Source organism: Rhizobium sp. LC145, from assembly GCF_001005825.1.
Taxonomy (GTDB): Bacteria; Pseudomonadota; Alphaproteobacteria; order Rhizobiales; family Rhizobiaceae; genus Neorhizobium.
Genome location: NZ_LBHV01000002.1, coordinates 390,408 through 404,056, shown reverse-complemented (window position 1 = coordinate 404,056; position 13,649 = coordinate 390,408). Strand labels below are relative to the sequence as shown.

The following is a 13,649-nucleotide window of genomic DNA, read 5'->3' as shown; positions in this document are numbered from 1 at the left end:
GTTCGGGTTCGGGCGCAAGCCCGGACCCAGTTCTTCAATCCGCCTGCGGGGCACGCCGATGACGCAAACCAGACCCTGGGTCCCCTATCTCCTGATCCTGCCTTCCGTCGCCTTCCTGGCGCTGCTGTTCATCGTGCCGCTGGTGCAGACGATCTGGCTGGCGATCTCCGATAACGGCGCGCCTTCGCTTGCCAATGCGCAGCGCATGGTGAACGACATCAATTTCGGGCGCTCGGTCCAGAATACCTTCCTGCTCACCGCTGTTGTCGTACCGGTTCAGCTCGCCATCGCGCTTGCCATGGGCACCATGGTCGCCAAAATCGCGGGCGGCCGCGAAACCATCCTCTGGATCTGGACCATTCCCCTTGCCATTTCGGATCTCGCCGCCGGCCTCGTCTGGCTCTCGATCCTGCAGAATACCGGGTATTTCAACTCGTTGCTCTTCGGCCTCGGCCTTATCGAGCGGCAAACGAGCTGGCTTTCCTATCAGACGCCGGTGGCGCTCTTTATCGCGATCGCGATCGCCGAAATCTGGCGCGGCACGGCGATCGTCATGGTTATTATCGTCGCCGGCCTCAACCAGGTGCCGAAGGAGTTCAAGGAAGCCGCCGAAATCTTCGGCGCAGGACCCTGGACGCGGTTCTGGCGCATCACCCTGCCGCTCATCCGCCCGGCGCTGCAATCCGCCCTCATCCTGCGGACCGTACTCGCCTTCGAAGTCTTTGCGGTCGTCTACGCGCTCGGAGGCCGCAATTTCCCGGTTCTCGTGGGTGAAGCCTACAACTGGCAGAACCAGAACCAGAATTACGGGGTGGCGGCTGCCTATGCGGTCCTGATCATGGTCATCTCGCTTGCCGCGACCCTCGTCTACCTCAAGGCCATCAAGGTCGATCCGGAGCGCCTGCCATGAGCACCGCCAACCCCGCGGGTTTCGTCTCTTCTCGCCGCTGGCTGCTGTGGAGCGGCATCATCGCGCTCTGCGCCTGGGTGCTGGTGCCGATTTACCTCGTGGCGCTCGGTGCGCTCGGCGGACGCCAAGGCGTCTACCAGTGGCCGAAAACCGGTTTGCCGATGGGCATTTCGCTGGACCCGTTCCTGCTCTTCCTCAGAACCGAGGGTGTGACGCAGAGTTTTTTCAATTCGCTCGGTGCTGCCGGGATCACCGTAGCGCTGTCGATCCTGCTCGGGGCGCCGGCCGGATACGCGCTTGCCCGGTACAATTTCCGTGGCAAGGATAGCTATCGGCTGCTGGTGCTGCTCACCCGCGCCTTTCCGCTAGCCATCCTGGCGCTGCCGCTCACCGTCTCCTACATCCGGCTCGGTCTCTACGATACCATTATCGGCGTCGGCCTGATCCATACGGTTTTGGCGCTGCCCTTCGCGGCGCTGGTGACGCAGGGCATTTTCCTCGGCGTCCCCCGAGAACTCGAGGAGGCCGCCTGGGTCTTCGGCTGCACCCGTATCCAGGCCTTCTTCAAGGTCGTCGCGCCGCTTGCGCTACCCGGCATCGTGGCGACGGCGGTCTTCGCCTTCGTCATTTCCTGGAACGAGGTCTTCGCGGCTTCCGTGCTGACGGTCAGAAATCGCACATTGACGGCTTACCTGCTGACGGTGCTGTCCGAAAGCCCGATGCATTACCGGTTTGCCGGCGGCCTGCTGCTCATCCTTCCCTCGGTCATCTTCATCTTCGCGGTCAGGCGTTACCTGTTCGCGATCTGGGGCATTTCCTCCAAGTAACGGGACCATTTCCATGGCCAATATTGTCATAGATCGCATCCGCAAGAACTTCGGCTCCTTCCAGGCGCTGAAGGAAATCTCGCTGACGATCAACGACGGAGAATTCGTCTCACTGCTCGGGCCGTCGGGCTGCGGCAAGACCACGCTTCTGCGCATCATCGCGGGGCTGGAGAGCGCAACCTCCGGCGACGTGCGCATCGGCGAGAAGTCGGTGATCGGCTTGCCACCAAAGGACCGCGGTCTGGCGATGGTCTTTCAGAATTATGCCGTCTTCCCGCACATGACAGTTTACGAGAACGTCGCCTTCGGCCTACGCATGCAGAAAGTGGACGACGCGCGGGTGAAAAAGCAGGTCGAGAAAGCCGCCGGTCTGCTGCATATCGAACCCTATCTCGACCGCTACCCGAACAAGCTCTCCGGTGGACAGCGCCAGCGCGTGGCGGTCGCCCGCGCACTCGCCGTCGAGCCCAAGGTGCTGCTCATGGACGAGCCGCTTTCGAATCTGGATGCGCTGCTGCGGCTTGAAATGCGCACCGAACTCAAAACCGTGCTGCAATCGGCGGGCACCACGACGATCTATGTCACCCATGACCAGACAGAGGCGATGGGCCTCTCCGACCGTATCGCCGTCATGCATAACGGCGTGGTCGAGCAGGTGGGCTCGCCGGTCGACGTCTACAACCATCCCGCGACACGTTTCGTCGGCGGCTTCATCGGCAATCCGCCGATGAATTTCATCAAGGTGCCGGTGGAAAACGGCCGTGTAGCCGCAGGGGTTCAACAATTGGTCGTGCCGGATGGGTCCGCAAGCGAGATCGTGCTTGGCCTTCGCGGCGAAGCCGTGGAGCTCGCAAACCTGCCGGAGGGGATGGAAATGAAGGTCCGCGTGGCCGAGCCGATGGGATCGCACCTGCTCCTGACAGGATCGATCCACGACCAGCCGGTGCGCGTCATCCTGCCGGCATCCGAAACCGTCAGAAGCGGCGATGTGATCGGGCTGAAGCTCGACCGCAACCGAATCACCTGGCTTTCGCCCGAAAGCGGCAAATCCTATCCGGCAGCGGCCGCCTGAAACCCCTGGAGTATCAAGAATGAGCAAGCATCTCGACGAGGCGAGGCGGATTCTCGCGGTCAATGACCGCGGCGGCTATACGGTGCCTACCGATCGGCTCTATCCCTTCCAGTGGAACTGGGATTCCGCCTTCGTCGCCATGGGGTTTTCACTTTATGACGTCGACCGCGCCTATCGTGAACTGGAACGGCTTGCCGAGGGTCAGTGGGCGGACGGCATGATCCCGCACATCGTCTTCCATCAGCCGAGCGATACCTATTTCCCCGGCGCTAACGTCTGGCGCACGCGCCATTCGGTCCCGACCTCGGGCATCACGCAACCTCCGGTTTTTGCGATCGCGCTGCGCAAGGTACACGAGGCTGCAGGCCCTGCCGAGGCAAGAACGCCTCCCCTCTACGAGGCTGCCCTGAAATGGCATCGCTGGTGGTATTCCGCCCGCGACCCCAAGGGAACCGGGCTCGTTGCGCTCCTGCACCCATGGGAAAGCGGCAGCGACAACTCGCCCGCCTGGGACCTCGCGCTTGCCCGAGTGCCGACCACGACCGAAACGGCGGTCGCGCGCAAGGATACCGGTCACGTCAATGCCGAGATGCGTCCGCGCGATGAGGATTACAGGCGCTTCATTCATCTGGTCGATACTTATGCAGCCTGCGACTGGGAACCGGCCAGGCAATGGGAAAAGGCACCGTTCAAGGTGGCGGAAGTTCAGACGACCGCGATCCTACTCAAGGCCGGCGAAGATCTGGAGCATCTCGCCCGACTGCTCGGAAGGCAAGATGACGCAGCTGAAATCGCAGCACTCAATGCTCTGAGCCGCAAGGCACTGCTTGCCCAGTGGCGGCCGGAATTTTCGCGCTTCGTCTCCCGTGATCTGATCTCGGGCGAGGACGTGGCGGCTCCCACCCAGGCAGGCTTCATCCCGCTTCTCTCATTGGACCTGGAGGAGGAAATCGCGGGAGCATTGGTGAATGAGATGAAAGCATGGTCGAAAGGCGTGAAGGTCGCCTTTCCCACCACCAAGCCCGGTATCGAGAGCTTTGAGCCGAAGCGTTATTGGCGCGGTCCCGCCTGGGCGATCATTAATTGGCTGTTGATCGACGGGCTGAAGCGCAACGGCCAGACGGATCTTGCCGAAGAGCTGCGCAAGTCCACCATCGACGCAATCGAAACCGAAGGCTTTGCCGAATATTTCGACCCGACGACAGGTGAAGGTTGCGGCGGGCTCGGCTTCTCCTGGACGGCTGCCGCCTATCTGTGGCTGATACGGCAATAGAGCCTTTTTGACCAAAGCAGTCCCGTACAAAAAAAGGGCTTTCCCACATCGTTGGGAACGGCCACTTCCGCTCATGGACTGCTCGCATACCTCCTGACGAATGCTCCGACCGGAAGCTCGGGGCTCTTTATACTCTCGGAAGGGTTGCCATTTTCCGACTGTATATTATCATTCGTGTATATTCAGGAGGTTGCATGTCGGACGTTCTTTCTGATCCGCCTTCCCCAACAAACCTGCGGCGCAGGCGGCGTAATGAACTGCTTGCATTCTTCGCCCTTGCTTTCGGAGTCTGGCCGATAGTGGCCATCGGTGTCGTCGGAGGCTACGGATTTCTCGTCTGGTTTTATCAGATGATTTTCGGGCCTCCCGGCCCTCCGGTGCACTGAGAGAGCGTCCATGAGGCCGGCACCGCTTTCCCGACGAGAGTTATTGACCGGCCGTTCCTCGGTCCATCCGCCTCGCCTCTGCCCACCCGGAGCCTCCCTTGAGAGCCTACGCAACTGCACCGGATGCGGCCTCTGCGCGGAGCGATGTCCCACCGGCATAATCCGCCTCGTGGGCGGACTTCCGAGCGTCGACTTTTCGGCTGGCGAATGTACCTTCTGTGCCGCCTGCCAGGAAAGCTGTCCTGAAGCCGTATTCGACGAGAAGCCCGCTTCGCGCTTTCCCCATACCGCCCTCATCGGTGACGGATGCCTTCCGATGAGCAACATCGCCTGCCAGTCCTGCGGTGAGAGCTGTCCCGTTCAAGCCATCCGTTTTCGACCGCGGATGGGCGGTCCTTTCCTGCCCGACCTGGACGACATGCTCTGCACCGGTTGCGGCGCGTGTCTGCAGGTTTGCCCGGTCAACGCGATAAGCATGCGGCCCCTTGCCCAGGAGGCAGCCCATGGCTGATCAAACGGCCTGGCACATCTCCAGCGCAGTGGTCGCGACGAAGCCCGGATCGACCGAAAGCGTTTTGACTCACATCAAAGACATGGCCGGCGTTGAGGTCCATGCAAATAACGGCGCGAAAATCGTCATCGTACTCGAAGGAGCAAGCACCGGCGCCCTTGGCGAGATGCTGAGCCGGATATCGGTGCTCGACGGGGTCGTCGCGGCCAACATGGTGTTTGAACATGTGGAAACACGAGGAGAGCCGAACCATGACGGGAGAACTGACACGGCGTGACATGCTGAAGGCGCATGCGGCCGGGGTCGCGGCAGCTGCCGCCGGGGTGGCTCTGCCGGCGGAAGCGCAGCCTATACCGGGCGGGGTGGAGGCTCTGCAGATCAAGTGGTCCAAGGCGCCGTGCCGTTTTTGCGGTACAGGATGCGGGGTGATGGTCGGCGTCAAGGATGGCCAGGTCGTCGCCACCCACGGCGACATGCAGGCGGAGGTCAATCGCGGTCTCAACTGCATCAAGGGTTATTTCCTCTCCAAGATCATGTACGGCGAAGACCGGCTGCAGACCCCGCTCCTGCGCAAGCGTGGCGGCGTCTATGACAAGGATGGCGAGTTCGAGCCGGTGAGCTGGAACGAAGCCTTCGACGTCATGGCCACGCAGTGCAAAAAGGTCCTGAAGGAAAAAGGCCCCACCGCCGTCGGCATGTTCGGTTCCGGCCAGTGGACGATCTTCGAGGGCTATGCCGCAACCAAGCTGATGCGCGCCGGCTTCCGTTCGAACAACCTCGATCCGAATGCCCGTCATTGCATGGCCTCGGCGGCCTACGCCTTCATGCGGACCTTCGGCATGGACGAGCCGATGGGCTGCTACGACGATTTCGAGAATGCCGACGCCTTCGTGCTCTGGGGCTCGAACATGGCGGAGATGCATCCCATTCTCTGGACGCGCATCGCCGATCGCCGGCTCGGATATCCGCATGTGCGCGTGGCGGTGCTTTCGACCTTCACCCACCGCAGCATGGACCTCGCCGATATTCCGATGGTCTTCAAGCCAGGAACGGACCTGGCGATCCTGAACTATATCGCCAACCACATCATTCAAACCGGACGGGTGAACCAGGATTTTGTCCAGAGTCACACCAAGTTCGCCCGCGGCGTGACCGACATTGGCTACGGCCTGCGGCCCGACAATCCGGTGGAAGTCAACGCAGCCAATTCTGCCGATCCGGCCAAGACCGAGCCCATGGACTTCGAGGCGTTCAAGGAATTCGTCTCCGAATACACGCTGAAGAAGACGGCGGAGCTGACGGGCGTCGATGCGGGCTTCCTCGAGCAGCTTGCCGAACTCTACGCCGATCCGAAGACTAAGGTCATGTCGCTCTGGACCATGGGCTTCAACCAGCATGTGCGCGGCGTGTGGGCCAATCAGATGGTCTACAACCTACACCTCCTGACCGGAAAGATTTCGGAGCCCGGCAACAGCCCGTTTTCGCTGACCGGCCAGCCATCGGCCTGCGGCACCGCCCGCGAGGTCGGCACCTTCGCCCATCGCCTGCCGGCGGACATGACGGTGACCAATCCCGAGCACCGCAAACATGCCGAAGAGATCTGGCGCATTCCCCACGGCGTCATCCCGGAAAAGCCCGGATATCATGCGGTGGAACAGGACCGCATGCTGAAGGATGGAAAGCTCAATTTCTATTGGGTGCAGGTCAACAACAACGTCCAGGCCGGCCCCAACACGAGCAATGAAACCTGGCAGGGCTACCGCAACCCCGACAATTTCATCGTCGTGTCGGACGCCTATCCGACCATTACGGCCATGAGCGCCGACCTGATCCTGCCCGCCGCTATGTGGGTGGAAAAGGAGGGAGCATACGGCAATGCTGAGCGCCGCACCCATGTCTGGCATCAGCTCGTCCAGGCAAAAGGCGATGCCCGTTCGGATCTCTGGCAGATGGTCGAGTTTTCCAAACGCTTCACCACCGACGAAGTCTGGCCTGCCGATATCCTCGATGCCGATCCCGACTACCGCGGCAAGACGCTCTATGACGTGCTCTTCCGCAACGGCGAGGTCGACCGCTTCCCGCTCAGCGAGGTCAATGAAGAATACGCCAACAACGAGGCCAAGGATTTTGGCTTCTACATCCAGAAGGGTTTGTTCGAAGAATATGCCGCTTTCGGCCGCGGACATGGTCACGACCTTGCGCCCTACGACAGCTATCATGAAGTGCGCGGACTTCGCTGGCCTGTGGTCAACGGGCAGGAGACCCGCTGGCGTTACCGCGAAGGCTACGACCCGTATGTGAAACCGGGCGAAGGCGTGAAGTTCTACGGCCAGCCGGACGGCAAGGCGGTCATCCTCGCTGTTCCCTACGAGCCGCCAGCCGAATCGCCGGATGAGGAATTCGATTTCTGGCTGGTGACCGGCCGTGTGCTGGAGCACTGGCACTCCGGCTCGATGACGATGCGGGTTCCCGAACTCTACAAGGCCTTTCCTGGTGCCCGCGTCTTCATGAACGGCGACGATGCCCGCAAGCGCGGTATCAACCAGGGCGCCGAGGTCCGCATCGTCTCCCGACGGGGCGAAATCCGCTCTCGCGTCGAAACCCGCGGCCGCAATCGTATGCCGCCTGGGGTGATCTTTGTTCCCTGGTTCGATGCCAGCCAGTTGATCAACAAGGTCACCCTCGACGCAACCGATCCCATCTCCAAACAGACGGATTTCAAAAAATGCGCGGTCAAGATACTTCCCGTCGCCTGATCCGGCGATCCGAATGGATGATGGTCGCCGCAGGGTTCGTGCTGTTCCTCGCGACCGCGTCCCTCGCCCAGGTGGTGCAGCAGATGGTGCCGCAACTCGAAGGCCCGACACCCTCGATGGCCACGGGCGCTGCCGCGCCATTGCCGAAATGGGTGGTTGACGACAAGCAGGTCATGCGTGCCTATCCCGATCAACCGCCGATCATCCCGCACTCGATCGAAGGCTATCAGCTTTCGGTGAACGCAAACCGGTGTCTGTCCTGCCACAAGCGCGAGTTCATGCAGGCTTCGGGCGCGCCGATGATTAGCGTCACGCACTACATGACCCGCGATGGGCAGATGCTCGCCGATGTTTCGCCAAGGCGATACTTCTGCACCGCCTGCCATGTACCCCAGGCCGACACGCGGCCGCTGGTGCCCAACGCTTTCAAGGACATGAGCGAGATGGGTTTCAAGCAAGCGGGAAGCGAGTGAACTTATGATCGCCTGGATCAAGAAAATCATCCTCTGGGCCTGGAATATCCTCGCCACGCCCGCCGGAACACTCGGCCTCGGCTTCCTCACTCTTGGTGGTTTCATCGGGGGAGTGATGTTTTGGGGGGCGTTCAACACCGCCCTCGAAATAACCAATACCGAGAAATTCTGCACCTCGTGTCACGAGATGCGCGACAACGTCTACGAGGAGCTGACCCGCACCATCCATTTCTCCAACCGCTCTGGTGTCCGCGCCTCCTGCCCCGATTGCCACGTTCCGCACAACTGGACCGACAAGATCGCCCGCAAGATGCAGGCGTCCAAGGAAGTCTGGGGCAAGATCTTCGGCACGATCAATACCCGGCCGAAATTCCTGGAAAAACGGCTGGAACTGGCGCAGCACGAATGGGCGCGATTGAAGGCCAACGATAGCCTGGAATGCCGCAACTGCCATTCGTCGATGGCGATGGACCTTCAAAAGCAGACGCAGCGCGCCGCCGAGATACACACCCGCTATCTGCTGTCGGGCCAGGCAACCTGTATCGATTGCCACAAGGGTATTGCGCATGAACTTCCTAACATGGAAGGCATCGATCCCGGCTGGAAGGTGCCGCGGGAACTGGAAGGCAAGAAGATGGCCGGCTCGACCCCGATCGACGACCTGAGGGCGGTCATCGAGGACGCTCATGCCGGGCTTTAGCTCGCGATGGGATGGCGCGTCGTTTCATCCTTCTCTCCAGCCAGGCTGAAGCTTGGAGCGAAGCGAGAATGACCACGACGCCGAGGATCACGCGAGCCTCCGGCACTTCGCCGAAAAAGACATAGCCGACCGCCGCAGTGAAGACGATGGAAAGATAGCCCACCGGCGCCAGAACACTGGCGTCGGCGATACGATAAGCCCGCAGAAAGCAATATTGGCCGATCTGGGCGAGAAAACCGATGCCGAGCAGAGGCAGCCAATCGGAGGGCCGGACCGGCTGCCAGGTCATGATGGCGGGAATGGCGGTGATCACCGCCAGGCCAAGGGTGTAGAACACCATCATCACAGTCGTGTTCTCGTCCCTCAAGGCTCGCGTCTGGATGATTGCCAGGGAACCGAAAACCACCGAAACCAGCACGACCAGCACCTTCGCATCGAAACCGGCGGTCCCCGGCGCGATCACGATCAGGACGCCTCCGAATGCACCGAGGGCGCCGAGCCATCGGAGCCAGCTCACGGTCTCGCCGAGCATGGCCACCGCCATGGCCATGGTGACCAGCGGCCGTGAGAAGCCCACGGCATTCACGGTCGCCAATGGGAGAATGGTGATCGCCAGAAAGTTGCTCGACAGTGCGGCGGCATTGCAGGAGATGCGAACGATGTTGCGCCACGGGTGCTTGATGCGGGTCATTTCCAGCCGATGACGCCAGATCAGCGGCAGGATGAAGAAAAGCCCCACCATCGCGCGGATGAACACCAGCTGGAAGGCGGGATAGGTGGCCCCCTGAGCCTTGACCAGCGCCGTCATGCCGCCCGCAACGAGCGTCATGTCCAACAATAGCCAGCCCACCCCGATGCGAGCATTGGATGCCCGCTCTCCTTCCATTTCTTGTGCCGCCTGCCCGCTCACGCCGGTTGCACGAGATTGGCCATCAGCCGGAAAGCGCCGGGCACCAGCTTGTCGAGCTGATGATGCAGAACCAGGCTGGTATGGGTATGGCGGCCTTTGCCGATGGAGCCGGAGATCAGCGCCCCTTCGAGCGGCTGCTCGTTGACGTCGTGCATGGCGAGCAGAGGTTCATAGGCCTCGTCCCAGCGGGACGCGAAATAGAGGCCGCGTTCCTTGTCCCAGTCCCGCCAGTCTTCGGCCCCGATGACGTTGGGGGCCTGCATCAGAACATGATCCGGCGACAGCACGATAACCTCCGCCTGAGGGTCCGTGACCCGCCAGCGCAACGACGGCGAGCCGATCTCGATCCGACGCACCGGTGTCCTTTCAGGGCTCCAGCCATCGCTTGGGCGGTGGTACAGCGTCACCAAATGGCCGCCCTCCTCGACGAAGCGATGCAATCGTTCCGTCGCCAAAGCGAGATCCCTGCGGATGCCGAAAGCGAATATCCCGACCACGATCGTGGTGAATCGAGAGAGATCGCCAGAAAGAGCATCCGCATCGAGTTCCGTCACGTCGAGGCCCATGCGCCCAAGCCAGCTACCGACGTGGTCGGCGCCTCCGCCGACATAGCCGATCCGCGCACCTTCCGGCAGCTTCAGATCGAGCGGCAAAATCCTGAGCACGGCCGGTGCCTGGAAGCTCGCTCGGCCGATATGCGGATAGGCAATCGGCGTCGTCTGGTAGGCGGGGCGGCTACCGATCTCAGCCGGGATCTCGACGAGGCCGGGTTTCACGGCCTCTGCTGAAGATAGCAGCCAATCCTCCTCGTTCTTCTTCATCGTCCAGCCGACGGGAACGTTGAAGGATACCGCCGCTTCGGCGCCTGAAATCTTGGCTTGAACCGGCCATTCCCTTGGCGATGTGTCGAGCGGGATGATCAACGCATCCGGAACAAGTGTGAGCGACTGGGCTGGCACGACTGCGAAAAGTTCCTCCAGATCGAACGCCCCCTTCACGGTGCGGCCGCCGATTTCGGCCGAGAGGGCGACGCAGGCATGGCCGTTGCCCTCAAGAGAGGTCCAGCTCGGCAGATAGAGGCCCGACAATGGAACATCGGCATCCGCCGTCAGCGAAAAGACCTGGTCCTTGTCCGTTGAGAGCCGCGAGAACGAGACGCCTTCCGGCAGGTGCGGCACCACTTTGACCATGCGCTCCGCTCCCTCGCCCACTTCCACCGTTAGCCTCGCCACGCCGCCTGGAGAAATGGCGGGGGGTTCGACATAGGCCCGTTCGAAGACGGCAGCGGCTTCAAGGATCGCTGCGTCCACCTCCGCCCGTTTGCGGGCGACACGGTGGCCGTGCCAAGCGAGGAATTCTTCAGATGCCGACAGGACGGCACGCTCCAGATGGCCCGCTGCCTCGACAAGTGCGGTTATGATCCTCTCACGATCCGGAAAAGCCGAAATCGCGGCCGCAATCGCATGATCTGCCGCACGCAGCGCCTCGCCGCCGGCGCCCGGAATACGGGCAAGCTCGGCAAGCGATGACGGCAGGTTTTCGAGGATGGAGCGCTCTTCCCTTACCTCGGTCGCGGACAGTTTCAGATGCAGTGGCCAGGCCCGATCCGGTTCTTTCGGCCAGTGACCCATTCCCTGGGAGGCATGATAGTAGCGCGACCACTCGCCGATCCGGTCGTATTCCGCACCGCTTACCGGCTCCCGGCCATCGACCGTTACGGTCAGCGTCGCATCGGGCGGTGGTACCTCGTCATCATAGGTGCCGCCGCCCCCGGACCAGGCCGGAAGATAGTATTTTGAAACCGTCCAGGGCTTCAGCCCCTCGGCCAGTTGCTCGGGATAGGCTTGTCGGTCGGCTGCCAGCGCGATCGCGGCCTCGGCAGCACGTGTCATTGCCCGATGATGCCCATGCTGGCCCGGCACATCCAAGAAGGTTGGAATGACGATGTCCGGACGCTCCTGACGGTAGGCGCGCACCAGCCGTTCGACGATGCGCGCCTCGCCCCATCGGCCGAACGTCGCATCCCCATCCTTGGAAAAACCGAAATCGTGAACCGGATCCTGCGGACCGTGGCCCAGCCAGCAGACATCGGCATCCAAAACGCGTGCAGCTTCTTCAAGCTCGCGCGAGCGGATCACCCCAAGCGCGCCGAGGCGCTCCGGACCGAGCGCATTCTGGCCGCCCTCGCCGCGTGTCGAGCAGGCGATGATGACCCGAACGCCGAGCCCAAGCCGGAACCAGGCGAGCATGCCGTTCTGCTCGTCGTCGGGATGCGCTCCGGTGTTCATCACCGTGACTGTGGATTTCAACCGCGACAGCTTGCGGTGAAGCCGCACGAGGGCGGGATCGGCCATCTGCCGTTCGATGCGTTCGCGGGCGGTCAGCATGAAAACTCCTCCAGTATATCACGCAGGAATATCGGCGATCGCCGTAAGCGAGGTCTCCAGCTTCGGCGTCACGACATGGAACAGCGGCAGCGATGCGGCTCCGAGCGCCGCGGTCAATTGCCCCGTCTGGCCGCGCAGCACGCGCGGCAAGGCGCGCTGACGCCGGCTTGCCACGGACGTGGGCAGGTTGCCCATGCGGCGAATGATGTCATCGATGACGGCGTCCGGCAGAGCACCGCCGAGGATCACCGTCTGCGGGTCGAGGATGTTTTCAAGCATCGCGACCATGGGGCCGAGATAGGCGGCGGCCTCCTCGACCCATCCCTCCACCACCGGATGGGCGGCAGCATGCAGCCTTTCGAGATCGGCAACCTCGCAATTCTCTATTCCCACGCCGGCGAGCTTCTCCTTCAGCACATAGGCCGAGGCATAGCCCTCGAGACAGCCTCGCTGCCCACAGGAGGGGCACGGTCGTCCCTTCGGCGCGACGGTGACATGGCCGATTTCCCCGGCATTGCCGAAAGCCCCCCGATAGGGCGAACCATCCTGGATGATGCCGAGGCCGATACCCACGCCGAAATAGATCATGCAGAAATTGGAGATCGCCAGACCGGCACCGAACAGCCGCTCGCCGACGGCCGCGGCCGTCGCGTCGTTTTCGACGACGACCGCATGTCCGCAAGCCTTGCTGAGCGCCGCAGCCGCATCGACCCCTGCCCAACCGGCAAGTGTTGTCGGTCCGACCGAAGTCATTCCTTCGATCTCGAAAGGACCCGGCATCACGACGCCAACGCCGAGAAGCTTCGAAGCGACGGATCGGTTGAGGGCGGAAAGCTCTTCTGCGAACGTTGAAAGGATGTGGTCCGGCGTCGTGTCCTTGAGCGGCGTAATGCGCTTGTCTCGAAGCCGACCCGAAAGATCGAGCGCGACCGCCACCATGTGGTCTGCGGCGATCTCCACGCCGATCGTCGCGCCGCCTTCCGGATTGACCGCGAACTGGATTGGCGGCTGGCCGCGTCCAGAGCGCAGGCGCCCCATTTCCATCAGCAGCCGCTCTCCCACAAGTTCGTCGACGATGTTGGCGACCGCCTGGGGGGTGAGTTGGGTCAGTTTCGCGATATGCGCGCGTCCGAGCGAGCCGTGCCGGCGCACCACATCCAGCACCACACGCCGGTTGTGCTCGCGGCTTCGTTCAGGATTTTTCCCCAGAGCCACCGGATGCGCGCCGATCGTTTGTATTGTCATGTCGCCGACTTTCAGTTGCCGGTATGTGCCATCGCAGGAACCTGCCTCGGGGAATAAAATAATTCAAGTAAATTATCTTATTGACAAACGGACCGATGCGGGGAACCGTAAGGGGGCAGCTGCGGGGGTTGAGCGCAGCGGCGGAGGAGCGAACGTGAACCCTCCGCATATCCATAAGCAGGTCGGTCGATAGGCAGCC

At 62.0% G+C, this 13,649-nt stretch carries 13 protein-coding genes; 10 read left to right on the top strand and 3 right to left on the bottom strand.

Annotated elements, in window-relative coordinates:
- The first annotated feature begins 58 nt into the window (after positions 1 to 58).
- From YH62_RS06615 to YH62_RS06570, 10 genes are all read left to right on the top strand, one after another.
- On the top strand, positions 59 to 910 hold the full coding sequence (locus tag YH62_RS06615; RefSeq protein ID WP_046793379.1) for a sugar ABC transporter permease: 852 nt from the start codon (positions 59 to 61) through the stop codon (positions 908 to 910).
- Entirely contained in the window at positions 907 to 1,737 is an 831-nt protein-coding gene (locus tag YH62_RS06610) for a carbohydrate ABC transporter permease (RefSeq protein ID WP_046793378.1), read from the top strand. Before YH62_RS06615 ends, YH62_RS06610 begins: the two co-directional genes overlap by 4 nt.
- A 13-nt stretch (positions 1,738 to 1,750) precedes the next feature.
- On the top strand, positions 1,751 to 2,809 hold the full coding sequence (locus tag YH62_RS06605; RefSeq protein ID WP_046793377.1) for an ABC transporter ATP-binding protein: 1,059 nt from the start codon (positions 1,751 to 1,753) through the stop codon (positions 2,807 to 2,809).
- Positions 2,810 to 2,828: 19 nt separating this feature from the next.
- Positions 2,829 to 4,082, top strand: coding sequence for a neutral trehalase (locus YH62_RS06600; RefSeq protein WP_046793376.1), 1,254 nt, complete (start codon positions 2,829 to 2,831; stop codon positions 4,080 to 4,082).
- A 194-nt stretch (positions 4,083 to 4,276) separates the two neighbouring features.
- Positions 4,277 to 4,468, top strand: coding sequence for a periplasmic nitrate reductase, NapE protein (napE, locus tag YH62_RS06595; RefSeq protein ID WP_046793375.1), 192 nt, complete (start codon positions 4,277 to 4,279; stop codon positions 4,466 to 4,468).
- Between the two features lie 10 nt (positions 4,469 to 4,478).
- Positions 4,479 to 4,979, top strand: coding sequence for a ferredoxin-type protein NapF (locus tag YH62_RS29405; RefSeq protein ID WP_082118265.1), 501 nt, complete (start codon positions 4,479 to 4,481; stop codon positions 4,977 to 4,979).
- Positions 4,972 to 5,256, top strand: coding sequence for a chaperone NapD (locus tag YH62_RS06585; protein ID WP_046793373.1), 285 nt, complete (start codon positions 4,972 to 4,974; stop codon positions 5,254 to 5,256). Before YH62_RS29405 ends, YH62_RS06585 begins: the two co-directional genes overlap by 8 nt.
- On the top strand, positions 5,231 to 7,735 hold the full coding sequence (napA, locus tag YH62_RS06580; RefSeq protein ID WP_046793372.1) for a periplasmic nitrate reductase subunit alpha: 2,505 nt from the start codon (positions 5,231 to 5,233) through the stop codon (positions 7,733 to 7,735). Before YH62_RS06585 ends, napA begins: the two co-directional genes overlap by 26 nt.
- Entirely contained in the window at positions 7,705 to 8,208 is a 504-nt protein-coding gene (locus tag YH62_RS06575; RefSeq protein ID WP_046793371.1) for a nitrate reductase cytochrome c-type subunit, read from the top strand. Before napA ends, YH62_RS06575 begins: the two co-directional genes overlap by 31 nt.
- A gap of 7 nt (positions 8,209 to 8,215) precedes the next feature.
- A complete protein-coding gene (locus tag YH62_RS06570; RefSeq protein WP_046793706.1) occupies positions 8,216 to 8,908 on the top strand; it encodes a NapC/NirT family cytochrome c in 693 nt (230 codons plus the stop codon).
- Here YH62_RS06570 and YH62_RS06565 read toward each other — a convergent pair.
- Genes YH62_RS06565 through YH62_RS06555 form a run of 3 tightly spaced genes read right to left on the bottom strand, consistent with a single transcriptional unit; the run spans position 8,880 to position 13,450 of the window.
- Entirely contained in the window at positions 8,880 to 9,818 is a 939-nt protein-coding gene (locus YH62_RS06565; RefSeq protein ID WP_046793370.1) for a DMT family transporter, read from the bottom strand. The genes YH62_RS06570 and YH62_RS06565 overlap by 29 nt on opposite strands.
- Positions 9,815 to 12,205: a PIG-L family deacetylase gene (locus tag YH62_RS06560; RefSeq protein ID WP_046793369.1), complete on the bottom strand. Its 2,391-nt coding sequence runs from the start codon at positions 12,203 to 12,205 to the stop codon at positions 9,815 to 9,817. The genes YH62_RS06565 and YH62_RS06560 overlap by 4 nt, the downstream gene beginning before the upstream one ends.
- Positions 12,206 to 12,223: 18 nt before the next feature.
- Positions 12,224 to 13,450, bottom strand: a complete 1,227-nt coding sequence (locus tag YH62_RS06555; RefSeq protein ID WP_046793368.1) for an ROK family protein — start codon at positions 13,448 to 13,450, stop codon at positions 12,224 to 12,226.
- Positions 13,451 to 13,649: the final 199 nt, after the last annotated feature.